The sequence below is a fragment of the Pseudarthrobacter sp. 10T415 genome (genome assembly GCF_056394175.1).
Window position 1 is genome coordinate 523,695 of sequence record NZ_JBFTHJ010000001.1, and the last position, 22,911, is coordinate 546,605.

Consider the following 22,911-nt stretch of genomic DNA (forward strand, 5'->3'; position numbering starts at 1 on the left):
TTCCTCCTTGACTCGTCAGGACCGCGGCAGCGGACTGACGTATGAACGCAGTTTGTCGATCACGGCCTGCTCACCTTGCTCGGTGAACACGGCAGCGACGTAACGGTCGGGACGGACGAGAACGTTGTGCGGTGTGGACAACCCTGGAAGCGCGAGAACACTCCCGGCGTCCACCAGGACCCGCTCATCAGCGTTCCGGCGCGCCTCGTGGGAACTCCCCGTGAGCGTGATCCGGCGAGCCCCGAGCAAGGACCAGAACTTGCTGCTCTCGGACGTTCCTCCCCCGCCTGCCCCAAGTGTGATGAGCGCCCACCCACTCCCCAGATGTGAGTCGAGTGGCGCCGCCGATCCGTCATCATCAACTACGGACGGTTGGCTAAGGGCGAGCCCCACCCAGGCTCCGACTCGGCGATCAACACCGCGATGGGCCTTGATGGCCACACCGTTGCGGTAATCCGGCGGCGTGATGAACCGCATCGACCCCAGGTACCTGTACACGGCGGGAATCAGGCTGACCGTACGGAAGGCAACATCGCGGAGATTGGTCCGGAAGGCGCCCACGGCCATGACTACTGCACCGGTCCGGCGTGAAACCTTGACCATCTTGGCCGCGTGGGTGCGACGTTCGGACTCGTAGGTGGACAGGAGGCGGTCCGTGCCCACACCGCGGAGCACTTCCAGCAGCTTCCAGCTCAGGTTCAGGGCGTCCCGCAGGCCTGCGTTCAATCCTTGTCCCGAGAAGGGAGGCATCAAGTGTGCGGCATCCCCGATCAGGAAAGCGCGTCCCGAACGGTAGGTGCGTGCCAGCCGCTGATGGGCGACATAGACCACGGCACGCCTGACGTCTTCGGCGCGGAGCTCCGGGTGGAAGGGCCTGGACAGCTCCAGGATCTTCTCCGGAGACGTCATTTCGTCCGCGTCTTCGTGATCGAACAGCATGAACTCAAGCCGCAGTCGGCCCTTGATTCCCGGAACCAGGACGTAGGGGCGGGTCCCGTTGCCATGGAACTCGGCGAAGGGTTCGCGTGCCCCGGGGACGTTGAGCAGGTCCACCACAATCCATCGTTCCTGCTGGGTGGAACCCACCAGGTCGATGCCCAGGCTCTCGCGGATAAAGCTGCGACCACCGTCTGCCCCGACAAGCCAGGATGCCGTCACGGTGCCGGCACCGGCGCCGGATTCGAAGCCGACTGTTGCCCCGTCGGCTTTCTGGCTGATGGAAGTTACCTCGGCACCGGCCAGGAACTCAATCCCTTGGTGGTTGTGGGCCTTGTTCCACAGCAGTTCTTCCAGCACGGGCTGGTCGAACTGCGACTTCGCAGGATGCCCGAGGCGGGAGGGAACAGGTGTGGACGACGCAAGTGGCCGGTCATTCAGCCCGAAGTAGCGGCTGCCGGTTCCCAAGAGCGATTCCGCTTTCAGCGCTTGCGCGAGGCCCAACCGGTCCATCGTCCGGAAGGTCTCATCAGCGATGCTGATAGCCCGCGGCAGGTCCGCCGGCGCCGTGGCGGTTTCGAGCAGCACAACGCGTGCACCGCCGTCGGCCAACAACAACGCCGCCGTCAGACCAACTGGCCCGGCCCCGACAACCGCAACATCGAAGTCATCCATAGTGTTTCCTCCACGCATCCCTAAGCAACGAGGACGTTGCGAAGGGTGCCGAGCTTGCCGACCTCAACCTCGACCACGTCACCGGGGACCAGGAATGTAGGGGGCTCCATGAAGAGTCCCACGCCGCCCGGTGTACCGGTGACAATGACGTCGCCCGGAGCCAGCGGGGTGAACGCGGTGACGTACTCGATGATGGCGGGGATATCGAAGATGAGGTCAGCGACGGCGGCGCGCTGACGAACCTCACCGTTGACGCGGGTTTCCACCACGAGCTCGGTGACGTCGCCGACTTCCTCGGCGGACATGAAGTAGGGACCGAAGGCTCCGCTGAGCGGGAAGTTCTTGCCCGGGGTCCACTGACCCGTGTGGCGCTGCCAGTCGCGGGCGCTGAAGTCATTGAATGCGGCGTAGCCGGCAATGTAGTTCCAGGCGTCTTCGGGCTTGACGTGGTCGGCGTGGGCACCGATCACCAGAGCAACCTCACCTTCGTAGTCGTACATGGAGCTTTCGGCGGGAATCGGCAGGTCTGCGCCGTGGGCAGCCAGGGTATCGGAGAAGCGTGCGAAGACGGTGGGCTTGCCGACCGAGTCGCGTCCCGTTTCCTCTTGGTGGCTCCGGTAATTAACGCCGATGCAGATGACCTTGCCAGGAGCCGACAGGACGGGGAGGAAGGTGGTCCCTTCAACGGGCTGGGCCGGCGCCTCGTCCTTCTCCAGGGGAGCTGACAGCAGGCCTTCCTGGATGGCCTGCTGCAGTGAGGGGCCGACGTCGGCACCACTGGGACCAAGGTCCAACAGCTCTCCGTTGGCTTCAAGACCCCACGTGGGCTGGCCTTCCTGGTTCAAGTAACTCGCGTAGCGCATGTGAATCCTTTCTAGTGCCGGCACCATTGCCTGCGGCTTGCCGGTATTTCAACCTTAGGTTCAATGCATTCTTAGGTCAAGAATGCATTCCATACGCATGAGTGCGTATGTGTAGTCTTGTCGTATGGCGCGACAAGCAAACGCAGAAACCATCAGCGAAGTGGTCCGGAGCAAGTTGCGGGCCGACATCTTTGCCGGGCAGTGGGCCCCGGGTACCAACCTCCAGGTCGGCGAACTCACGAAGCGGTATGCAGCCAGTTCCACGGTGGTCCGCGAAGCACTGGTACGCCTCGCTGGTGAAAAGCTGCTGCAGTTCCGGCCCAACAGAGGTTTCTTCGTCTCCGAATACACCCTTGAAGAATTGCGCGGCTTAAGTGAACTACGTTGCCGCGTAGAGGAATACGGCCTGACGCTGGCCATCGAACAGGGCGATGTTACCTGGGAGTCCGATCTTCTCGCGGTCCATCACCGCTTGGAACGGACCCCGCGCCGCACCAGCGAGGACCCGAACCACATTTCGGTTGACTGGTTCCTAGCCCACCAGGCGTTTCACGCAAAGTTGCTGGAAGCCTGCCCAGTTCCTTTGCTGCAGGACTTCGCAGCCACCCTTGGCGAGGCTACCGCCCTTTACCGCCTCTGGACCGCTCCGGACAAACGCGCCCAGTCCCGGGACATCGAAGCCGAGCACCGGGCTATCCTCGACGCCACCGTCGCCCGCGACGCCCCGACGGCCACCAAGCTTCTGCGTGAGCACTACATGCGAACGATCGATGTGATCGAAGAAGCCGAGTTTCACGCCGCCTCCGAAGCCGGGCTGCCCAAGGAGTAGGGCAACCCGGCCCATTCTCAGTTCAACGCAATGGGGAAGGCACCGTGCAAGCGGAAGTCTTCGCCGTTGTAGACGCCCCAGCGGTTGAACCAGGTCCGGTCGTCCTGGTCCCATTCGATCGGAGGACGTTCAACGTCGTGGATCTGTTCCAGGTCGGTGTACAGCTCCACCACGGTGCCGTTGGGCTCGACGTAGTACGCCGCGATGTTGTGTCCTGCGCCGTGGCGCACGGGGCCCCAGATCAACCGACGACCTTTGGCGAACAACCTGTCACCCAGACGGCCGAGGTCTGCGATCGACTGGGTCTGCCACGCGTGATGGTGCAGGGAACCGCGGCCCTTGATCAGGGCAATACCGTGATGATCCGGGTTGCACCGCAGGAAGTACGCGAAGTCCTGGCCAATGACATCGGAAACCTTGAAGCCGAAGAACTCCACCAGGAAGTCCTTCATTAAGCCGGGGTTCTGGGGATGGATATTAATGTGGCCATACCGGTCCGGGCCAAAGGATGCGGGACCGTGCCGGAAGTCCTTCATCCCAACGTAGACGTGGTAGACGTAGCCCTCCGGGCCGAGGACAGCGAAGCCTTCGCCGATCTCCCGCTCCAGTGGACTACGGGTCAGGATGGGGAACCCCGCCGCCTCCAGGCGCTTGCGGATGATTTCGAGCCCCTCCGGGCTGTCCGCAACAAGACCGATGTGGTCGATTCCGTCCTCTTCGCCTTTTACGTAAACCAACTCGTGGTGGCGGTCCGCGGCGGACAGGTAGGCACGCTTGTCATCGTTCAGCGTCATGCGCAGGCCGAGGACATCGGTAGCCAGTTCAAGGGACTCGTCGTAGTCCCGGGTTCGCATTGCGAGATAGCCCATTTCGGCAATCACACCAACTGCCATAGCTAAAGCCTTTCTCTAGATGTCCCACTCCTAAACGGACCGGGACGAGCCGCCATCCACTCGGATGTTCTGGCCTGTGATGTAGCTCGATTCCTCACCAGCGAGGAATCGGATGACGCGGGCTACTTCCTCGGAACTGGCAGCCCTGCGCAGTGGTATTCGGGTGGTCCATTCGGCCGGCACGGCGCCGGGGTCTTCCTTGGTAAAGCCCGGAAGGACACTGTTCATTCGGATTCCGGACGGACCGTACTCATCGGAATACAGCTTGGTGAAAGCGGCCAGGGCGGCGCGGAATGTGCCGGAAACCGGGTAGTTCGGATTGGGTTCGAAGGGGGAACTGGTGGAAACGTTCACCACCGATCCCCCGCCCGCGGCAAGCAGGTGAGGAGTGACGATCCGTGCCATGCGAATGACGCTCAGGAGGTACATCTCGTAGCCTTCGGCCCATTCGGCGTCGCTGATCCCGAGCACCGGCTTCCTGGCCGCATGGCCGGCACTATTGATGACGACGTCGATCCGTCCGTAGGTCTCCAGCGCCAAGTCCGTTACCAACTTCAGGTCAGCAACGGAACGGTTGGAACCAACCGCGCCCACCCCGCCGAGGCTGCGGGCCAATTCCATGGCACTGCCGGTGGGAGAAAGTGCCGCAATCCTGTACCCGTCAGCAGCCAAAGCCCTGGTTGCCGCACCCGCGATTCCGCGGCCACCGCCCACCACCAGCGCTACCTTGACTGGTGCTGTCACTCGTTGTCCGCCGCCTCTCCGAGCTCGGCATAGTGCTTGACGAGCTTGTCCATGGCCAGCGCCGAGAGCTCGGCCGCTTCGGCGAAGTCGATCTGGTCTCCCGCGGAGGCCGAGATGTAGAAACCGTCCGTAAGGGCTCGGCCCAGCATCACGACTTTCCGCGCAAGATCGGGCTTGGCACGGAGCGCTGCCTCCGGTAGCCCCGGAGTGACGGCCTTCACCATGAGTTCATACATCTGCTCGCGGACTTCCAAGTACTTCTGGCGGGCAGCGTTTCCTGCCAACCTCTTCTCCAAGGCAAAGAGCAGGCCAATGATCCAAAACGCTTCCTGCGCATGCTCGGGATCAGTGGAATTGGCGGCGGATCCGGCGATGCTGGTACGGAGGATGGCCCTGTTCTCTGGTCCACGGTGACGGGTCTGCCAGTTTTCGAAACAGTAGTCGATCAGTGCAGCAAACAGACCCTCCTTGTTTTCAAAGTGCCAGTAGACCGAACCGATCGGCAGGCCGGCAACCCGGGCCACCTCGGCCATGGTGGTGCCTTCGTAGCCGACTTTTACCGCCAGCTGGAGCACGGCCTCAAGGATGGCGCGTTCATTTTCCGGCGTGGACTGGTGGACGCGGCGACGCTTGCCGGTCTCACTCTTCCCATTGCTGCTGACGTCGGCGCTCGCACGGGGGCTCATGCGTGCAACTCCCCGCGCGTCGCAGTCCGCACTCCTCCGGGATTGATCTTGGCGAACTGTACTTCCTCGTAGACCTCATGGCGCAGCTCGCCGAAACGTGGAAGGGACCTGGTGTCCGCCTGGCTGCGAACGTCCGGAAGGTCGATGTGGAGGTCGGCCTGGACGATGGTCGGCGAGCTTGACAAGACCAGGACACGCTCCGCCAGGTAAACGGACTCATCGATGTCATGGGTGACGAAGAGGATGGTCATGTTGAGTCGCTTCCATACGTCCCGCACCAGGTCTTCGAGCTCCCCACGGGTCTGGGCGTCAACGGCCGCGAACGGTTCGTCCATGAGCAGGACGCTTGGGTTGGATGCCACGGCCCGGGCGATGGCCACGCGCTGCTGCATGCCGCCGGACAGCTGCCAAGGGTAGCTCTTGGTTGCATGGGAAAGGCTGACGGCCTCCAGCGCTTCACTGACACGTGCCTTTCGTTCGGCCTTGGGCACACCAGAGGTCTTCAGCGGCAACGCGACGTTCTCTTCCACGGTGAGCCAGGGGAAGAGGCTGCGGCTGTATTCCTGGAACACCACCGCCATGCCTTCGGCTGGACCCGAGACGCGCTTGCCGTCCAGCACCACCTCCCCGGAGGTGGGTTCGAGGAGTCCGGCGATGCATTTCAGCAGCGTCGTTTTCCCCGAGCCCGAAGGACCCACGAGGCAGGCAAACTCTCCGGCGTGCAGATCGAAGTTGAGTGACCTGACAGCCTCCACTTCGTTGCGGGAGCCTACGCCGTAGACCTTCCGAACCTGCTGGACACTGAGACGGACGTCCGACTTGTTAGCCGTCATTGGAGGCCTCCTTAAGACCGTAGTACCATCCCAAAACCCGCTTTTGGATCGCTTGGAATGCAACCGAGAGCAACACACCTATGATCCCCAGCAGGACGATTCCGCTCCACATTTCGGGGATTGCGACACGGTTTTGGAAGTTGATAATTGAGTAGCCAATGCCATCGGTCGAGGCGAACATTTCCGAAACKACCAGGAGGATGAGTCCCACGGCGAGGCTGTGCCGGATGCCGGCCATGATGAGCGGCATCGCTCCAGGCAGCACCAGGTAGCGGATGCGGTTGAAGCCACGGAGCCGGTAGACCAGCGAAGTGTTCTTCAGGACTTCATCGAGGGAGCGCACGCCTTCAACCGTATTCAGCAGGATGGGCCAGAGGCAGCCCAGGACGATCACCGTCACCTTCATCGTGTCATTAATGCCGATGAGCAGGAGCAGGACCGGGATGAGGATTGTTGAAGGGACCGCCCTGATGAACTCAAGTAGCGGTTCAAGGAGCCACCGAAGAGTTCGGGAGAGTCCGATGGCGATCCCGAGGACGACGCCGAGCACCAGGGAGATCGCGAGGCTAACCAGGAGCCGTCCCAGACTCGGGAGCACGTCCGTGAAGAACTTCTCGCTGAACCACACCTTGGCAAAAGTGTCGGCCAGTTTATCGGGCTTGGGAACAAAGAAATTGACGCCCTGGGCCGTTGCGGCCCACCAGATGGCTACAAGGATGACCGGCAGGCCCAACGACATGCCCAAACGCTTCAGGACAATCATGCCGCCACCTCCGAACGGACTGAGCTGTGCCAGAAGAGCACCTTTCGCTCGATGAAACGGAAAATCAGGTTTACGACGATTCCCAAAAGACCTGACGTAATGATCAGGGCGATCATCGCCGGCGGGTTGTCATTGAGCTGGGCCTGGGCAACAGCACGTCCGATGCCTGGTGTACCGACGATGAGCTCCGCGCTGATTGCCAGGATCAAGGCGACAGTCGCTGCCAGCCGGATGCCTGTCATCAGGTACGGCAGGAGGGTGGGGAGAACGAGGTACCGCACGCGCTGGAGCCACGTCATGCGCAGGGTGTGCACTGTGTCATCAGCAACTTTGTCGATGTCGGTGATGCCGTAAAGGACCTGGATCAGGACGATCCAGAAGCACCCGTAAACAACGATCAGGAGCTCGGCGCCGATCCTCGGGCCAAAAAGCAGTGCAGCCAAGGGAATCAGGCCTACAGCCGGAATCGGGCGGAGGAACTCGATGGTGGTATGCGTCGCCGACCGCAGGAATTTGCTCGAACCGATAAGCAGCCCCATCGCTACCCCACCCAGGGTGGCCATGATGAGTCCGAGGAACCAGGCCCACATGGTCTGGCCGACGGTGATCCAGAATTGGGTGAAGGTCAATGTGGTAAGGAATGTTGGGATGACCACCGATGGTGGTGGCAAGTGGTGCTGGCTGACCGGGCCGAACGCTGAGAAGGCTTCCCAGACGATGAGTGCGGCGAGGATGCCGGCGACACCCAGGACATACGGCCCAACAGCAGTCCACCGTGCAGCACGGCGGACCGAGTGTTCCCGCGTGGGCAGGGAGCGCACGGCCACGCGGCTCAGGGTTGGGGTTTGTGTTTCCACGGTTTCTTCTGCTCTCATTTGTGCGATCAGTTGACTGTCGGGGCCGCAGGGGGGAGCGGCCCCGACAGCGGCTTTATGGCTTCCAGATCACCTTGTCAACGTCCGGTTTGGTGCTGACAATGCCATACTTGACGAGCAGATCCGCGAAAAGCTGGATGGTCTCTTTCGAGATATCCGGGCTGTAAAGGGACAGCTGTGCCTTCTTCGCGGCTGCGGGGTCGGTTCCGAGGGCCGCCGGCATGGCGTCGCGGATCAGATCATTGTTTTCGACCAGGAAGGGCAGGGCCTCTTTCATGGCTTCAGTGAACCGCTTGACCTTGTCCGGATCGCTTTGCACCAGGTTGCCGCTGGAGATGGAAACCAGTTCGTTCGTGCCGAGGCCCGTGTCGTGGATGAAGTCACTGACCACCCGGCCGCCCTTGGACACCACCTGCTGCATGAAGGGAGAGCCTGCCATGCCGGCGTCGATCTGGCCTGCTTCGATCTGGGCTGCAACTTCCGGGAAGGACAACTGAACGAACGTCACCTTCTTCGGGTCGCCGCCGTCCTTGGCTACTGCTTCACGGATGCCGATCTCACCGATACCACCCAAGGCGTTCACCGAGACCTTTTTGCCTTCAAGATCGCGGGCAGACTTGATGTTTGATGAAGCTCCGACAACGACTGCCGTTGAATCTTCCACGATCTTGGGGTCGTTCTGGGTGACACCCTCAATAATTCGTACGTCCAGACCCTGCGTTGCTGCCGTCAGCGCCGTAACAGGGCTTGCCAGCATGAAGTCCAGTTCCCCGGTTGCCAGCGCCGGCAACTGTGCCGCGCTGCTGCCCGCACCCACTACCAGCTGCAAGTCGATTCCATGCTTTTCGAAGAAGCCTTTGTCCTTGGCGACTTGGAAAGCTGCCACGGTGTTGGACGGGAAAATTCCGTAGGTGACCTTGGTGAGTCCCTCGGATGTGCTTCCTGCTGCTGCCGGGGCACTCCCATCCACGGATCCGGATGCGCAGCCGCTGAGGGTCAATGCCAAGCCCAGGGCAGCAATGGTAGCTGTGCGGGTTTTCTTGATGTTCATGAGATTCGCTCTCCCTTGAGTGAACGCTGGGCGGGCTTTCCCGCCTACTGCCTGTGCTGGCGAGTTGCAGCAACAGTATTTTGTGAACTAAGCCTTTGTCAACGGATTATGCATTCTTATTATCATTATGCGTTTTGAGCAGCGAATGTGGCGTCGGCCACGCTGAAAACCTTGCCCAAGACCGCACTGAGTTCCTGTGCCAGGCACTCAGCAGCCACCACGTGGTCCGGCCGCACGATGATGGCAGAGAAGGGCCTCTCGTCGAACCAGGACTTCAGCAGGCCGCTTTCGTCGCCCACCACCCGCACGCCAGGCGCGGCCGCCGCTTTGGCCCACGGCAGCTGCGTGGCCGGAACTGCATGCACCAGGACACCGCCGAACCTCGCAAGCCTTTCTGCGTCAATCTCACTCACGAATGCCGTGGGATTGTTGTTCCAAACCACTACTCGCCACCCTTGGCCGGTGGCGTCGTCCAACAGGACCGACTCACCGTCCGCGTTTCGGACTGTGGGCTGCGGGAACAACGTTCCCACAGTACGGGGCGCGTCCTCCCTGTCGGGGAGAGACTTCCACGTGGGGAGCTTCGACGGAACCACAACGCCGTGATCGTATTTGGGCATCGGTTTGTAGCCTTGGCTGTTCAGGCGGGCACGGGCCTTGGGAAGCCGGTCCACCACGGCAGCAGCCATATCGCGGACAGCCGTGCGCAGCCTGTTGTGGTCCGTCACGAGATTCGCCATGTTCAGTGAAAGTGCCACCATGGCCTTCACGTGTTCACGGCGTTCGTCTTCGTAGGAATCAAGCAAGCGGTCGCCCGCTTTGCCCTGGACCACGGCTGCGAGTTTCCAGCCCAGGTTCAGGGCATCCCGAATGCCGGAGTTCCACCCCTGGCCAGCCACAACGGGCATGACGTGGGCGGCATCGCCCGCCAGCATGAAACGCCCCACGCGGAACTTCTCCGCAACGCGGGCGTGGTGGGCATACACCCGACGGCGGATGATGTCGAGGCTCGCGGGATCGGGCACATGGGGGGCCAAGAGGGAGAAGACGAACTCGTCGTCCTCGGCCACCTCTTCCGATTCCCCTTCGAACAGCGTGAACTCCCAGCGCCGGATACCGTGGGGCAGGCTAAGCGTTGCATAGCCGCGGCTGGGGTCTCCACCGAATACCGCATGCGGTGTGCCGATTGGATCGTTGGCGACGTCGATCACGAGTCCGCGCGTGGAGCGGGTTTCGCCTTCGAAGGCCAGCCCAAGATGCTGACGGGTCAGCGACCGGCCGCCGTCGCAACCCACGACGTAGCTGCCGCTAACCCGCTCCTCACCGGTGGGCGTGCTGACCGTGGCGGTGACGCCGTCGGAAGCAGACTCAAAAGCCTCAACGCGGCATCCGAAACGCACTTCGACGTGGGGGTACCGCGCCAGGCCTTCGAGCAGGGCCTTATCAACCAGGGGCTGGATAAAGCCGTTCCTTCGGGGCCAGCCGAACTCACGGGTGGTGGGATTGATCTCCGCCAGCACCTTGCGCTCGCCGTTGACGATCCGGATTTTCTGGTCCGGCACAGTGTGCGGCAGAACTTTGTCCACCAAACCAATGGTCTGCATGGTCCGGAGCGCCTCGTCGTCAATGCCGACGGCGCGCGGGTAGTCAATGAGTTCATCGCGGCCTTCAAAGACCACGGTGCTGACGCCAAACTGGCCAAGGAGGTTGGCCAGGGTCAAACCAACCGGACCGGCTCCGATGATAATTACGTCCTTGCGGTCGCTCATTTTGTGCCCCTCAGGGTCTTAATGGATTCCTGTGCCGCACGGCTAAGGAATACGAGGTCAATGCCGAGGCCGACATAGTCGACGAGTTCCCGGTCAAGAAGGTCTGCTGCATAGGCACCGGAGCCCGAATAGATACCCAGGGTCACGCCGTGTTCCCTCGCTAAGGCAGCCAGATGGACTATGGCCTCGCGGACGGGCCCATCTTCCCAGTCGCCCCTGCCCGGAAGGCCGAAAGACACGGCCAGGTCCGCCGGACCGATGTAGATGGAGTCCAGGCCGGGAGTCGTGACGATCTCCTCCGCGTTCTTTAGGCCGGCCACTGTTTCGATCTGGGCGATGGTGGACACTTCGCGGTTGCCTGCTTCGGTGTAGGACTCTCCCTTGTAGAGGGCAGGTCTGCTGGGACCGAGACTACGGTTGCCCACGCCGGGGTACTTAGTGGCTTCCACCAGCATTCGTGCCTGTTCGCCCGACTCGATGGTAGGGGCAATGATTCCGCGTGCACCGCTGTCGAGGAGACGAAGGATGGGGGCGGGATCAAGGCTTCCGACCCGCGCATAGCTGTAGGCGGAATCGCGGGGTGCGGCCCTCAGCATGGTGCAGGCTGATTCCAATCCAACTTCGCCGTGCTGCAAGTCGACCACCACGCCGTCGTAGCCGGCAGCCAGGGCCCACTCCGTGACGGAGAGCGAAGGGATTGCCTGGTGCAAGAGTGCGGGCGGCTTGCCGCCACGGCTCTCCCACTTCATGTCGCGGCGCTTTCCGTCAGGCGCTTGGCGTGCGCAGCAGCGTTCATTCCGCCAAAAATGGGGTTGATCTCGCGTCGCGCGATCTTCCACTCGCCGTCTACCGTGCGGTAGACCTCCCGGAACTCACCCACGCTGGCCGGCATCAGCGGGTTCTCCGAGGAGTCCCGGAATGTCAGGTACTGCGTCCAGCCATGGAGCTCCTCGCCTACCCATTCCAAACGGATGCCGCCGATGAGGTGGCGGCCCAAAACTCCTGTGACCTTGGCACGGCGTTCGCCCCAGGCCTTGATGGCATCACGGCCATCCATGTCGCCCAGGGGGCCCGTGGATACAGCGTCTTCCGTGTAAAGCTCCCAGGTTGTGTCCGCCTTGCCGTGATCGAGCCGCCACAACAATTCCGCGACGAGCGCCTCAATGGCCACCCTGGTTTCGAGCGTCACTTTACGCATGTGCAGGCCCCGTCAGGTGCGCGACGACGTCTCCGAACCCGTGCGAGTATTTCGCGGAATACGTAACGTTGGGATCCCAGTCCACGATCAATCCGATGGATCCGGAGAGCAGGATTTCTCCGGCGCGGAGGGGCTTGCCGATCCGCAACGAAGTCTCCGCCAACCACTGAACTGCGTTGATGGGATCGCCCATGACGTTTCCGCCAACACCGCGCGTCAATTCTTCGTCGCCGCGGTAGAGGACCATCTCCACCTGCTTGAGATCGACTTCGCCATAAGGGATGCGGACCGAACCAGTGACGATTCCTTCGCAGGCCGCGTTGTCGGCGATTGTGTCAACGATGCCCATCTTGTAGCTGTGGTAGCGGTTATCAACCAGTTCCATTGCAGGCGTCACGTAGTCGATGGCGGCTTCCACTGATGCCAGGTCTGAATTCAGGATGTCCGACTTGAGGACGAACGCCAGCTCAGCTTCGATCTTGGGATGGAAGTACGCCGACGAGGGCCGCTCGACCGGGGATTCGAAGACCATGTTGTCGAGGATGATGCCGTAGTCAGGCTCGTCCACGCCGGCGCGCGCCTGTACAACGGGGTTGGTCAGGCCAACTTTCCGGCCAACACGACGGCGGCCTTCCGCGGCTTCGCGCTGCTGGGTAACGAGCTCGGAGATGCGGTAGGCGGCGTCCTTGTCCTTCTCCGGCAGCCGGTGGCGAACGAACTCGATAGGGGTGCGCGTTGTCCGCGCCTGGTAGAGATCGTCAGCGATCTCCGTAATGATGTCCGGCATCTCATCAGGCCTTTCTACTGAGGAAGTCGAGTGCTTTTTCGTTAAAGGTGCGGGGATCCTCCCACTGCGGCCAATGGGCGGCGTTGCGGATCAGCGCGAATTCGCCGTCCGGGATTGCCGCCGCCAGGGTCTCCCCCGTTGCCACGCCGCCGGTCGGCTCATGGTCCGTCCACACGAGCAAGGCCGGCACCGGGATGGCAGCGTAGTCTTCCTTGGTCACTTGGTTCCGCGCACGGATGTCCGGAACCTGGAGCGCCATGATGTGCTCCATGGAGGTGATGAAGCCCGGCCGGCTGTAGACGGCACGGCGTACTTCCACCAGTTCGTCCGTGATCTGTTCGGGATTGTGGATGACCACTTGAAGCCGTGCCTTGACGTTCTCGTAGCTGGGGTCTTCCACGGCCTTGCGGCTCACCGGGCTGACGCGATCCATGGATATAGGGCCCACCATGCGGCCGCCGGGAGCGCTCAGGACTATGGTTTGCAGGCGGTCGGGGTGGTGCGCAGCGAACTTGATGGCGATCCACCCACCGAGGGACTCGCCCAGGAGGTGCACACTACCCAGGCCGAGAACGTCCAAAAGAGCCAGGAGATGCTCCTCGTAGTCCGGAATTTCCAAGTCGGCTTCAGCCAGCGTTGAAAAGCCATGCCCTGGGTAGTCGTAACCGATGACCTTGTAGTTCTGCGCCAGCGCACGGATGTTGTGGGTCCACGCTTCGATGTGCCCGCTGGTGCCGTTGAGGAGGACCAGGGTTTGTTCTCCGGCGCCCACGGTCAGCACCCGCGTACGCCATGGTCCTACTTGGACATACTCAAGGGTGTGGGGAAAATCGGCAATCTCTCCCCACATGGTTACCTGGGTCATGAGTTCTGGGGAAGAGCAGCTGTGATGCCGAAACCTGCGCCCCACGTCCTGACCGGCCAATACCGGTCCACGACCATGTTGTAGGCGCCCGCCGTCGACAATGCGCTAAAGGCCGCGATCCAGGAACGCATCTCGTGCGCCGCGCTACCTCCTTCAGCGATGAATTCGTCGTTGTCCCAGCCGTCCACGTCACTCAGGGAACCCGAGCGGAGCACCTTCATCAGCTTTTGGTCCCATTCTTCGTTGAGGGGTGCACTGGATGCCCGGCCATCCGCGATTGCCTGGATGCCCTCGATGATCTTTCCTTCGCGGGCTGCCCGGTCCTCTCTGGACGGTGCATAAGAGACCAATCGCTGCTGGACAGGTTCCGGCGAGCCGTCGTACTCGGGAATCGGCGGGTTGTGGGAGAGCCCGCCGGAGGCCACAAGGAGAACGCGCTTATCCAGTTGCTGGGCAGCACGGCCCAGGGCCTCACCCATGAGGCGGATTCGGGCCATAGGAGTAAGGGGCTTGCCGAGGGCGTTCACAAACACGGGAACAAACGGATTGGCAAAGCCCGGGCCGAACAGGAATTCCAGCGGCTGCATGACGCCATGGTCAACTTCGAGACGCTCCGAACGGGCAATGTCGATCCCCTGCGCAATGGTGAGCGCGTGCAGCTCCCGTGCCGTCTCGGAATCCACCGGGAGGGGACCTTCACCGGTCCCGTAGTCCCCCACACCGACAGCCTGCGCCCCAATGGCGAACGGCGGCATCATCGAGTAGAGCACGCCGTTGAAGTGGTCCGGGCCGAAGATGACGGTGACGTCCGGGGCGAAGTCCTCAACGAACGAACGGACTTCTCCCAAGGCTTCATTTATTTCCGCGAAAATCGTCCCGCCCGGATCGACGTTCCCAAATGATGGCGCGTGTGACAACGCGGCAAGTGCAAGCGACATTGCTTTCCCTCTCAGTGACCTCGACCACATCTGGCCGTTCCCTAGAGTGTAGATTCTAGATTCGTCATTGGCAAGGTTTGACGCAAAGGCCGACATACCAGGCGGCATTGTCAACACCGGCCTGCTGGAGTCTCCGTCACCGTCGTGGCCAGGGACCCGATGCCGATCGCAGCCGTATTGCCGACTGCCCGGATCACCTCACTCTCTTGCGGGAACTGCACTCCCCGGAAGACGTCGGCCTAGACTTCGACATGGGCGATTGACCTGGAGGTTTCGGCCCCTCCCGCCCGCGTCCCACCGCCTATTGCTATCGAGAAGAGCAGATCATCAAAAACATCACGGTTCTCGTCGCCGGAGCCACCGGAGACCTTGGCCAACGCATCGTCAGCGAACTCCTGCTCCGCGACAGCCTGGTCCGGGTCTTGACACGCCCCGGAAGCGGGAAAGCCCATGCCATCTACGGCGGGAATGACCGGGTGGAGATACACGAGGTCGCCTACACAGATCCAGCCGGCCTCGTCTCAGCCCTGTCGGGCGTCGAAACAGTGATCTCGGCCGTGAGCGGTGCGCGTCCGGTGATCATCGACGCGCAGCGGGCGCTCCTCGCGGCCGCCATCGAAGCAGGGGTGGCACGTTTTATCCCATCGGATTACTCTGCGGATTATCGCCGGATCACCCCGGGCAGCAACCGGAATTTCGAGCTGCGTCGCGAGTTGGCCGCTGAACTCGACGCTGCCCCCATCCGCGTGACGTCAGTGCTGAACGGAGCGTTCGCAGACATGCTCACCGGGCAGGCGCCCATGATCCTGTTCGAGCGTCGCCGGATCCTGTTCTGGTCCTCACCGGACCAGATTCTCGACTTCACCACCAAGGACGACGTCGCACGCACCGTCGCTCTTGTCGCCCTCGACGAGGACGCGCCCCGCGTCGTCGAGATAGCCGGCGACCGGGTTACGGCGCGAAGTATCGCCCGCACCATGAGCGAGCTCACCGGAACGCCATTCTCCCTGCAGTGGGCCGGTACCACCGGTCTCTTAGCGGCCGCGAGCAAGATCGGCCGGCGTCTGTCCAGGGACCAAGACGAGACCTTCCCCGCGTGGCAGGGCATGCAGTACTTCGTCAGCATGTTCAGCGGCGAAGCGGAGCTCCGTCACGTCAACAACGACCGCTACGGCCCGCATGAATGGAACTCGGTCCGGAATGTCCTCGAAGCGCATCTGGGTTTCGACGTGATTGCCCCGACTATGGTGAGCCGGCCGCCAGCCTGACCGGTGCCATGCTCACCACTACAACAGCAGCCTGCACTCCACTTTGTCTTTGGTGTCCAGGGGGTAGCCGACGACGGCGGGAGTCGCCGTCGGGTTCAGCGACCGGTAGCTGGTGGTTCCGGGGGTAAAGCCCACCACTGATGCCTCATTGACGAGGAGCCTGCCCAGGTCGGCGAGCCCGTGCGCCGAACTCGTCGAAGCGCTCAAGATCCCCGTCGCACGATGACAGCGCAAGAGCACAACTGTCCGGGCCGGCGATTAGCGAAGAGGAACAGGAGGTGATCCTTCACCAGCAGAAGGCTGCAGCCGGACAGTATTGAACTCAACGCCCCCGGAAGTGGCTTGTCCTCCCGGGGGCGCTTCATGTGTGGGAGGCCTCCTCATCCGATCGCGTCCGGTCCAGCCCGTGCCCGCGCAGACTCAGGTCAAGGCAAGCTTCGTACCAATAAACAGTCCCCAGTTCAGGCACAGGAGTATCAAGGCGTCGGTAAAGAGCATCCAGCATCTGCGCCAGTTTCTCGTTGGACAAGCTGGAGATGAAGGCGTCAGGACCCTTGGGGTCCCTCATGAGTCTACGAAGCTGTAGGACTGGTGCTGATTGGCTGGGCGCCGTGAAGGCGTCCGGATCCTAATGCCGGTTCTCCCGGAACACGCTTCTACATCCGGCCGGAAGTCAGGTCTGCGTCGACGTTGGTATCAGCGCGGTTGGCTTTCAGTTCCTCGGTGTTGACCCATGGTGATGGTTCGGGTTTGGATGCCTTCCTGAACTGCCACACCGCTGCCCCGGCTCCTGCGCAGGCGATTCCTGTGAGTAACCACCAGATCCGCGACGGGGATTTCCTGGTCTGGATCGGGACCGGCGCAGCGGCTCGTGGCCCGACCCGCATGAGTTGTTCATGCACCCTGGGTGTGAGGGTCTCCACGCTGCCGGCCAGTTCATCTGCCAGCCGCCGCAACAGCGCCTGAAGCCGCGGGGAGGCGGTTTCGATTCCGGTATCCAGTCCGGCTACCGCTCTCTGGAGGGCTGCCTGGACCCCGGGGGTGGCCCATTCCCCGCCCTTGGCGAGCTGAGACTTGAGGTTCTCCGGAAGACGACGAACCTGCTCAGTTTCCGTCCGTGCTTTTGCTGTCCGCATTGGTGCCTCCTGTGGATGATCGTGGGGGCAGCTTAGGCGCGCCAGGACAGCTTGAAAAGAGCCTTTGGGGCTTTGACAGCGAGATTATGGCGGAGGCCAGCATAGAGACCCAACCGTCAGCGTGGACTACAAAACCCGGGGACACCGATCAGTTGCAAAGGGCGGCGATACCGTGGATCACCAGTTAAATTTGGCGTTGCCGGCGGGCGGAAAACGAAGCGTGTTGCACGATTCTTGGGCTTTCGGTGGAACTGGAGGCACCGGGTTATTGGATGCTGTCGCCCCTGTTGCTTCCTTGGCTGCGACGGGAATCGTGTCCGTAGAGGTCCGCCGTGACCTGGCTCTTTCGGGGAGGCGTCCCGGCGTGCTAACGATACGCGTCTGGTCGATGGACCATTAGTACGCCTCGGTCGCTGCATTGTCCAACACGTCGCCGGCCTTTCCCTGAACGGATCCCACGAGTAGGCGCCCTTCTGACCAGAGAACATGTTGGAACTCCGTGGGAGCCATGGGCAGCGCCGCTGGTGCCCGATGGATCAGGGAATGCCAGGCGAGCACGCCGCTGAAGCTGCCATTGGGCAATTCGAGGGAAAGCAGCAAGGCGACCCGGAAGGGGCCCGATCCAAGCATCTAGTTCCTCGTCGGCTCCGGAGTCGCTGAGTTCGGCATGCAGAACATCTTCCCGTCGGTCCAAAAGCCGCCGTTGATGCAGTCGAGAGGCACGTCCTTGTCATCGATGTGGAGTACGGCACCCTTCATCCTGTCGTATTTCGAGTTATCGAAGGTCAGCTCGACAGCGCCATCAGGAGACGTGCACCTGTATTCGACGGTCCAAGGGCTTTCGTCCTCGCATCTATTGAGCTTCTGCGTCACTCCGTTGCTGTCGACGTACTCCCAGTCTTTATCGCGATACTCGCCAACCTGGATCACAGAGTGCGGAACAGCCATGGCGTCCTCGCGCGTGAACGGCCGCTCATCGCACGATGAGGCCGTCAGCGTCAGCATGGCCAAGGCGGCTAAGCAGGCTGTTGTGGCGCGGTGCAAGCGCAACCCGGGCACCCCCTCTTACTCGCCCATCCCGGAGAGCCCGGGCAGACCTAATGCTAACCCGCCACCACGGGGTACCAGGCAGCGATCCTGGAGGCGACCCTAGGGGCGCACGCCGGGTTACCAGGGCCGGCGTTTCCTCCGAATCAAGCCTGCCAGCGACCCTCAAACCGAGGACACACAGGGCAGGTGTCCCCATAGCCCGCAAGTCTTCGATGCCCCAGCGCCTGTCAGCATTCCGGCAGTGATCTCGAAGGTTGCGTACACTGTAGGTGCCGGCGACTCCTACATGTCCGCCCTCATACTGGGACTCCTCACCCGCGGAACCGACGGCTGCGCACCCTCAGTCCTTGAACAGATTGGACGAACAGCGGCCGCTGCAGCCGCGATCACAATGTCCCGGTCAGGCGCCACCCCCCCGACCAGGGAAAGATGTTGCCGTTTGCCCCGGGATAGCACCTCAAAAGGAGAAGCAGTGAAAGAGCGCCAAAAGCTAATCTCATGGGACGATCCCGCACCTGGCGTGGCAGCGATGCCGGGCATGAGTGGCTTGGAATACATGCACTCGATGATGGGCAAAAAGCTGCCCCCCGCCCATGGGCCAACTACTGAATATGACGTTGGTCCATGCTGCGCAGGGAACAGCCACCTTCACCTGCGATCCGGATGAATCCCACTACAATCCGATCGGCACTGTTCACGGAGGGCTGGTGTGCACTCTCCTCGATTCAGCCCTGGGCTGCGCCGTACAGACAACACTGCCAAAGGGGCTTGGGTATACCTCCATCGAGATAAAGGTGAACTATCTTCGATCCGTGCGGGCCAACAGCGGCACGTTGACGTGTGTAGGCACCGTGTCCAAGGCAGGAAGGCGCGTAGCCTTCGCCGACGGAGCTGTCATTGACGCCAACGGAAAGCTGGTCGCGACTGCCACTGGGTCTCTCCTCGTCTTTCCCATCGAGGTATGACAAACAACGCCACCACTCCTCGGTTGAAGTGCACCCCAGGCGCAAGCAAGAATCAGAATTGAGTGTGAACACTGTTGTTTTTGGGACGGGTTCGGAGTACTGACCCACTCCTCGCAACGGTGAGCAGCGGCGCCCCTACTCACCGTTTCCTGATACAACGAGGCCCCTCGCGACTCTGTCGAAGGGGGCCTCGTAGCGTCCGGAGTCCTACAAACCGGCGGCGAAGCTGCTCACGCACTGCCCCTGGTTCTTGTACACGGGCGAAGGGCTCGTCTTCCAGCCATCGTTCTTGCACGCGTCTTTGCCGGTGGGCACCGCCACCCGGTACTCCTTTATGGTTCCGTCCGGGGCAGTCACGGTGACTACCGCCGTCGGGCTTTCCGCCGTTGCCTGCAGGACCGTCACCTTCGCGTTCGTGTCCAGCGGGTAGCCGACGACGGCGGGAGTCGCCGTCGGGGTCAGCGCCCGATAGTCGGTGGTTCCGGGAGAGAAGCCCACCACCGACGCCTGGTTGACGAGGAGCCTGCCGAGGTCGGCGAGCCCGGCGTCAGCCAAACGGGTTCCGGCGATGGCCACCTCAGCCACCTTGGTGTATGAGGCCGTGGTGACGAAGGAAACCCTGACGCCGCGGGTGGTCACTGGGTCAAAGGAGACCGTGATGGGCGATGTGATAGAGAGGCCAGTCACGGTCCCTGCCGATGTGTCTTTCCATGCGCCGTCGGCATCCTGGTACTGGACCCTGAGGCTTGTTGCAGCCTTCTCCGCAGACGTGACGGTCACCGATGAGACGGTGTAATCGCGTGCGAAGCCGTAGCTCAACGAATCGCCTACGCGGCCGCCGCTCACCCAGTTGGACCAGCGCGTGGAGGCGTTGGCGTCGCAGGTGTTCCTGGCGATGTACGAGCCCTCGGTGTAGGACGCTGTGGCTGTTGTGGCGGGGTCGTCCTTGCAGATGTTGGCTACAGGAACGTGGTCCACCACAATGACGGTCAGGGTGGCCGGGAGTCCGTTGGCGGTTCCGGAAACTGTCACCTTCCCTGTGGCTTGCAGCGAGGATTCGGTCACGGAAGACCAATCCCAACTGGCGGACAGCGGGTTTCGGGCAGGTCCGTCCGCGATCTGGCCAGGAACAGTAGCGGGAGCCAGGGCCTGCACGGAAGCCAGGGATGCGCCGGCACCAACAGTCACCGAAACGGGATCGGTAGCAATGTAAGCACCTACGGTGACGGTCAGGACAGCTTCGAATGCCTGACCATACGGGTCCACGCCGGAACCGTAAACCGTCACTTTGCCGGCTTTCTGCCAGGAGGCAGGGTCAACGGGCGTCCACGTCACGGCCAGCGGCCTGCCGGGGCCGGCCTCATATACGGGAGTGACGCTGGTGGGCAAAACGGGAGCTGTCCCCACGGGCGTGCTCATCTCAACGGGCGAGACACCCAGCAGCTTCAGATCGGCGATGTCAGTGAACGCCCATGCTTGATGCGGGCTGGCCAGAGCTGTTGCAGTGGTGCCCGTTGAGGAGGCCAGGGCAACAGGTGTCCCAGCCGCTGTCTGGTTGCCCGAAACCTGAAGGGCGATGGCAGCGGCGGCGTTCACCAGGGTCCATTGCCTGCCGTTTTCCGTCGTCACTATCCACTGTGCCGAAGGACTGGCTTTGGCCTGCTCCAGCGTCAGCGAAGCAAGCGAAGCCGCACCCGATTGGCTCCCGTTCAGCACGCCGCCGCTGCCGGTCAGAACCCGCCCGTCCGCGCCGGTGACAACCCAGCGGCGGTCGTTGGCGAACTCATCGCCGGAGTCCACTGCGTTGAAGGTCCAGATTTGCGGAGCAACACCCGCGGCATCCGAGCCCAGATCCTGGATCGATGCGCCGGTACCGGGGACCGCAGTCAGGTACTTGCCGCTCGCTTCGCCGCTGAGGTGGTAGCTATGGCCGTCCTGCACAGGTGCGGCGTCGCCCGAAACTCCGCTGACGCCGTCGACGACGAACGTCACCACAGACGCGGCAGGAACCTCAAGCGTCGCAGACTTCGTCCCGGCATTGACCGGCACCGGCGTGCCCTTGACCAGCGCGTTCTTCTCGATGTCGTCCAGCGGCGACTTGGTGGTGACCACAGGCGTGACCTTGGCGCCGGGCGCGATGCTGCCGAAGCGGCTGAGGTCTATGGTGACCTTCTCCGGCGTCGGCGTGTCATTGAAGTGGACCAGTGTGGCGCCGTTGCCGTCGGCCCGGAGGGCGCTGGCGGTTTTAGGGTCGTTGTTTTGGATGAGGAAGTCGCCCGGGCGGATGTAGTGCGTGAAGTTCCGGGTGGTGTTGTACTTCTGGTTGGTCAGGACCTTGCACTTGGCGGCGTCCGGGGTGTCGCCGTCGTTGATCCGGCGGTTCGAATAACCCTCGCGGCCGGCGTAGTTGCAGTCGAAGTCGATGTAGATGGAGCCCCAGCCCTTGTCTGCCTTCTCCTGTTTGTACGTGTCCTCCACGGGCTGCCAGAACACCCAGGCGTTGGGATCGAGTTCGCGGAGATCGTTGACCATGCGGCTCGCGATGCCCAGACCGTTGGTGATGTTGGAGCGGTCCCAGCCGCTGGTTGAGTCGCCCAGGGCGGGGTTGCCGGTCCAGAAACCGCCCACCTCGCTCATCCAGAGCGGCTTGTCCGTGGAGCCTGCCAGATCCCTGACACGGCGACGGTCATTGGTGCCATACGTGTGGACGTTGAGCTGTGCCACGGCGTCTTTGGCTTCCTGGCTGTAGCCGTTCCAGTTGGTCATGAACTTGGTGGGGTCGGTCTCGTCCATCGCGGAGATGACGGCGTCCGTGTTCCCCTTCGCCAACTCGGCTGCGAGAAGTTTGGTCACGCGGTCCTGGGCCGCCGGGTAGATCAGCGCACCCTCCTGCTTCTGCGTGTAGGTGGTGGGTGGCTTCCCGGTGGCGGCGTTGATGTCCGTGCCCCAGTAACCGGAGTTGGGCTCGTTAAAGGGATCGATGGTGTCCACCGTGATCCCGCTGCCGTTTTCGAGAAGTTCGACGGCGTGGCGCATGTAGGCGGCGAACTTGCCTTCCGCTTCGGGCAGCAGATTCTCGCCCTTGGCAGTGTTGACCTGACCGGACACGTACCCGCTCTTGGTCATGAACCACGGCGGCGAGTTGCTGAACGCTTCCCAGTGCGTGATCTGCTGGTCCTGGGCCAAACGCTCCACCCACCAGCGCTGGTTCTGATCGGCGTCGGGGTTGTAGGACGCAGGATCATCCGGGTTCCAGGCCTTGAGGAAAGCGAGTTTGTTGGCCTGGGCCTTATCGACACTCCCGTCCGGGTTGTACAGGTTGGACGCCGGCTGGCCGGGTGAAGCTTCAGTGACCGGTTTCCACCAGCCCTCCACTGCGCTGCCATCGTTGAGGTAGTCCTTGACGTCCGGGGCATTGCCGCCGCCCACGTTGTAGCGGGCAATATTGAGGTTCAGGCCGTCCTCACCGAAGACCTTCTGGTACAGCGCTTCGCGCAGCTCCGGTGAGTATCCCGCAGTCGCATTCGCGAACCAGACAAGGCTGGTGCCCCAGCCTTCAAAAGCTTCCCCGCGGCTGGCAGGGTTCGGTGTAACGGTGACGGCAGTTGAGTCTGCTGCCTGAGCTGCCGGCAGGAGGGCCAGGCCGGCAGCTGCGGTCACGGCTGCTGCCAGGGCGGCTACCGGCCTTCGGATTCTGTGTGCGGATAACGCCATGGAGGGACCTCATCGTCGGGGTGTCGGGTGCTGTGTGCCGGGAGCTTCAGGAAGGCCGGGCACCCCGAGACTA

General features: G+C 62.3%; 22 protein-coding genes and 1 pseudogene. 4 read left to right on the forward strand and 19 right to left on the reverse strand.

The annotated features are described in order from the left end of the window. Nucleotides 1-15: 15 nt before the first annotated feature. Nucleotides 16-1,629, reverse strand: a complete 1,614-nt coding sequence (locus tag AC1DBN_RS02385; protein ID WP_091719848.1) for an FAD-dependent monooxygenase — start codon at nt 1,627-1,629, stop codon at nt 16-18. A gap of 2 nt (nt 1,630-1,631) precedes the next feature. Continuing rightward, nucleotides 1,632-2,474: a fumarylacetoacetate hydrolase family protein gene (locus AC1DBN_RS02390; RefSeq protein WP_091719846.1), complete on the reverse strand. Its 843-nt coding sequence runs from the start codon at nt 2,472-2,474 to the stop codon at nt 1,632-1,634. Nucleotides 2,475-2,598: 124 nt separating this feature from the next. Here AC1DBN_RS02390 and AC1DBN_RS02395 point away from each other — a divergent pair, with 124 nt between their 5' ends. After that, complete coding sequence (locus AC1DBN_RS02395) at nt 2,599-3,303, forward strand: GntR family transcriptional regulator (RefSeq protein WP_091719844.1); 705 nt, start codon at nt 2,599-2,601, stop codon at nt 3,301-3,303. Between the two features lie 17 nt (nt 3,304-3,320). On the opposite strand, the gene AC1DBN_RS02400 is transcribed toward AC1DBN_RS02395, so the two are convergent. The 13 genes from AC1DBN_RS02400 to AC1DBN_RS02460 form a co-directional block, all read right to left on the reverse strand. Further along, nucleotides 3,321-4,196, reverse strand: coding sequence for a VOC family protein (locus tag AC1DBN_RS02400; protein ID WP_091719841.1), 876 nt, complete (start codon nt 4,194-4,196; stop codon nt 3,321-3,323). Between the two features lie 30 nt (nt 4,197-4,226). Next, nucleotides 4,227-4,940 (reverse strand): SDR family oxidoreductase, encoded by a 714-nt coding sequence (locus tag AC1DBN_RS02405; protein WP_091719838.1) that lies wholly within the window; start codon nt 4,938-4,940, stop codon nt 4,227-4,229. After that, nucleotides 4,937-5,626 carry a TetR/AcrR family transcriptional regulator gene (locus AC1DBN_RS02410; RefSeq protein WP_091719836.1) on the reverse strand — a complete coding sequence of 230 codons (690 nt, stop codon included), beginning with the start codon at nt 5,624-5,626 and terminating at the stop codon, nt 4,937-4,939. Before AC1DBN_RS02410 ends, AC1DBN_RS02405 begins: the two co-directional genes overlap by 4 nt. Beyond that, nucleotides 5,623-6,459: an ABC transporter ATP-binding protein gene (locus AC1DBN_RS02415; RefSeq protein WP_314213265.1), complete on the reverse strand. Its 837-nt coding sequence runs from the start codon at nt 6,457-6,459 to the stop codon at nt 5,623-5,625. The genes AC1DBN_RS02410 and AC1DBN_RS02415 overlap by 4 nt, the downstream gene beginning before the upstream one ends. Beyond that, nucleotides 6,449-7,222, reverse strand: coding sequence for an ABC transporter permease (locus tag AC1DBN_RS02420; protein WP_091719832.1), 774 nt, complete (start codon nt 7,220-7,222; stop codon nt 6,449-6,451). The genes AC1DBN_RS02415 and AC1DBN_RS02420 overlap by 11 nt, the downstream gene beginning before the upstream one ends. Continuing rightward, nucleotides 7,219-8,079, reverse strand: a complete 861-nt coding sequence (locus AC1DBN_RS02425) for an ABC transporter permease (RefSeq protein ID WP_231994257.1) — start codon at nt 8,077-8,079, stop codon at nt 7,219-7,221. The genes AC1DBN_RS02420 and AC1DBN_RS02425 overlap by 4 nt, the downstream gene beginning before the upstream one ends. A gap of 73 nt (nt 8,080-8,152) precedes the next feature. Beyond that, nucleotides 8,153-9,148 (reverse strand): ABC transporter substrate-binding protein, encoded by a 996-nt coding sequence (locus tag AC1DBN_RS02430; protein WP_091719826.1) that lies wholly within the window; start codon nt 9,146-9,148, stop codon nt 8,153-8,155. Between the two features lie 125 nt (nt 9,149-9,273). Further along, nucleotides 9,274-10,917: a bifunctional 3-(3-hydroxy-phenyl)propionate/3-hydroxycinnamic acid hydroxylase gene (locus AC1DBN_RS02435; RefSeq protein WP_091719824.1), complete on the reverse strand. Its 1,644-nt coding sequence runs from the start codon at nt 10,915-10,917 to the stop codon at nt 9,274-9,276. Next, a complete protein-coding gene (locus tag AC1DBN_RS02440) occupies nt 10,914-11,666 on the reverse strand; it encodes an HpcH/HpaI aldolase family protein (protein WP_091719821.1) in 753 nt (250 codons plus the stop codon). The genes AC1DBN_RS02435 and AC1DBN_RS02440 overlap by 4 nt, the downstream gene beginning before the upstream one ends. Continuing rightward, nucleotides 11,663-12,115: a nuclear transport factor 2 family protein gene (locus AC1DBN_RS02445; RefSeq protein ID WP_091719818.1), complete on the reverse strand. Its 453-nt coding sequence runs from the start codon at nt 12,113-12,115 to the stop codon at nt 11,663-11,665. Before AC1DBN_RS02445 ends, AC1DBN_RS02440 begins: the two co-directional genes overlap by 4 nt. Continuing rightward, entirely contained in the window at nt 12,108-12,902 is a 795-nt protein-coding gene (locus tag AC1DBN_RS02450; protein ID WP_091719816.1) for a 2-keto-4-pentenoate hydratase, read from the reverse strand. The genes AC1DBN_RS02445 and AC1DBN_RS02450 overlap by 8 nt, the downstream gene beginning before the upstream one ends. A 4-nt stretch (nt 12,903-12,906) precedes the next feature. Next, nucleotides 12,907-13,767 (reverse strand): alpha/beta fold hydrolase, encoded by an 861-nt coding sequence (locus AC1DBN_RS02455; protein ID WP_477722510.1) that lies wholly within the window; start codon nt 13,765-13,767, stop codon nt 12,907-12,909. Continuing rightward, complete coding sequence (locus tag AC1DBN_RS02460) at nt 13,764-14,813, reverse strand: 3-carboxyethylcatechol 2,3-dioxygenase (protein WP_477722536.1); 1,050 nt, start codon at nt 14,811-14,813, stop codon at nt 13,764-13,766. The genes AC1DBN_RS02455 and AC1DBN_RS02460 overlap by 4 nt, the downstream gene beginning before the upstream one ends. A gap of 215 nt (nt 14,814-15,028) precedes the next feature. Between AC1DBN_RS02460 and AC1DBN_RS02465 the strand changes: the two genes are divergently transcribed. Next, complete coding sequence (locus AC1DBN_RS02465; RefSeq protein ID WP_477722537.1) at nt 15,029-15,973, forward strand: NmrA family NAD(P)-binding protein; 945 nt, start codon at nt 15,029-15,031, stop codon at nt 15,971-15,973. 18 nt (nt 15,974-15,991) lie between these two features. Here the strand turns inward: AC1DBN_RS02465 and AC1DBN_RS02470 are convergent, their stop codons facing one another. From AC1DBN_RS02470 to AC1DBN_RS02480, 3 genes are all read right to left on the reverse strand, one after another. Then, nucleotides 15,992-16,180 (reverse strand): hypothetical protein, encoded by a 189-nt coding sequence (locus tag AC1DBN_RS02470; RefSeq protein WP_477722511.1) that lies wholly within the window; start codon nt 16,178-16,180, stop codon nt 15,992-15,994. A 449-nt stretch (nt 16,181-16,629) separates the two neighbouring features. Further along, nucleotides 16,630-17,109: a hypothetical protein gene (locus AC1DBN_RS02475; RefSeq protein WP_091719807.1), complete on the reverse strand. Its 480-nt coding sequence runs from the start codon at nt 17,107-17,109 to the stop codon at nt 16,630-16,632. A 630-nt stretch (nt 17,110-17,739) separates the two neighbouring features. Further along, complete coding sequence (locus tag AC1DBN_RS02480) at nt 17,740-18,114, reverse strand: hypothetical protein (protein WP_477722512.1); 375 nt, start codon at nt 18,112-18,114, stop codon at nt 17,740-17,742. Between the two features lie 265 nt (nt 18,115-18,379). On the opposite strand from AC1DBN_RS02480, the pseudogene AC1DBN_RS02485 reads away from it, so the two are divergent. Both AC1DBN_RS02485 and AC1DBN_RS02490 read left to right on the forward strand, forming a co-directional pair. Continuing rightward, nucleotides 18,380-18,586 (forward strand): annotated as a pseudogene (locus tag AC1DBN_RS02485) (PfkB family carbohydrate kinase); the annotation flags it as partial. A gap of 184 nt (nt 18,587-18,770) precedes the next feature. Next, nucleotides 18,771-19,124, forward strand: coding sequence for a PaaI family thioesterase (locus tag AC1DBN_RS02490; RefSeq protein ID WP_314213406.1), 354 nt, complete (start codon nt 18,771-18,773; stop codon nt 19,122-19,124). A gap of 207 nt (nt 19,125-19,331) precedes the next feature. On the opposite strand, the gene AC1DBN_RS02495 is transcribed toward AC1DBN_RS02490, so the two are convergent. Further along, entirely contained in the window at nt 19,332-22,784 is a 3,453-nt protein-coding gene (locus AC1DBN_RS02495; protein WP_477722513.1) for a discoidin domain-containing protein, read from the reverse strand. Nucleotides 22,785-22,911: the final 127 nt, after the last annotated feature.

What these genes read in the sequence shown, in the direction of transcription:
- AC1DBN_RS02450 (WP_091719816.1), bottom strand. Translation starts at nt 12,902, where the DNA reads ATGCCGGACATCATTACGGAGATCGCTGACGATCTCTACCAGGCGCGG.
- AC1DBN_RS02490 (WP_314213406.1), top strand. Translation starts at nt 18,771, where the DNA reads ATGACGTTGGTCCATGCTGCGCAGGGAACAGCCACCTTCACCTGCGAT.
- AC1DBN_RS02460 (WP_477722536.1), bottom strand. Translation starts at nt 14,813, where the DNA reads ATGCCGCCTGGTATGTCGGCCTTTGCGTCAAACCTTGCCAATGACGAA.
- AC1DBN_RS02390 (WP_091719846.1), bottom strand. Translation starts at nt 2,474, where the DNA reads ATGCGCTACGCGAGTTACTTGAACCAGGAAGGCCAGCCCACGTGGGGT.
- AC1DBN_RS02475 (WP_091719807.1), bottom strand. Translation starts at nt 17,109, where the DNA reads ATGCGGACAGCAAAAGCACGGACGGAAACTGAGCAGGTTCGTCGTCTT.
- AC1DBN_RS02440 (WP_091719821.1), bottom strand. Translation starts at nt 11,666, where the DNA reads ATGAAGTGGGAGAGCCGTGGCGGCAAGCCGCCCGCACTCTTGCACCAG.
- AC1DBN_RS02385 (WP_091719848.1), bottom strand. Translation starts at nt 1,629, where the DNA reads ATGCGTGGAGGAAACACTATGGATGACTTCGATGTTGCGGTTGTCGGG.
- AC1DBN_RS02400 (WP_091719841.1), bottom strand. Translation starts at nt 4,196, where the DNA reads ATGGCAGTTGGTGTGATTGCCGAAATGGGCTATCTCGCAATGCGAACC.
- AC1DBN_RS02480 (WP_477722512.1), bottom strand. Translation starts at nt 18,114, where the DNA reads ATGCTGACGCTGACGGCCTCATCGTGCGATGAGCGGCCGTTCACGCGC.
- AC1DBN_RS02435 (WP_091719824.1), bottom strand. Translation starts at nt 10,917, where the DNA reads ATGAGCGACCGCAAGGACGTAATTATCATCGGAGCCGGTCCGGTTGGT.
- AC1DBN_RS02455 (WP_477722510.1), bottom strand. Translation starts at nt 13,767, where the DNA reads ATGACCCAGGTAACCATGTGGGGAGAGATTGCCGATTTTCCCCACACC.
- AC1DBN_RS02410 (WP_091719836.1), bottom strand. Translation starts at nt 5,626, where the DNA reads ATGAGCCCCCGTGCGAGCGCCGACGTCAGCAGCAATGGGAAGAGTGAG.
- AC1DBN_RS02445 (WP_091719818.1), bottom strand. Translation starts at nt 12,115, where the DNA reads ATGCGTAAAGTGACGCTCGAAACCAGGGTGGCCATTGAGGCGCTCGTC.
- AC1DBN_RS02415 (WP_314213265.1), bottom strand. Translation starts at nt 6,459, where the DNA reads ATGACGGCTAACAAGTCGGACGTCCGTCTCAGTGTCCAGCAGGTTCGG.
- AC1DBN_RS02430 (WP_091719826.1), bottom strand. Translation starts at nt 9,148, where the DNA reads ATGAACATCAAGAAAACCCGCACAGCTACCATTGCTGCCCTGGGCTTG.
- AC1DBN_RS02395 (WP_091719844.1), top strand. Translation starts at nt 2,599, where the DNA reads ATGGCGCGACAAGCAAACGCAGAAACCATCAGCGAAGTGGTCCGGAGC.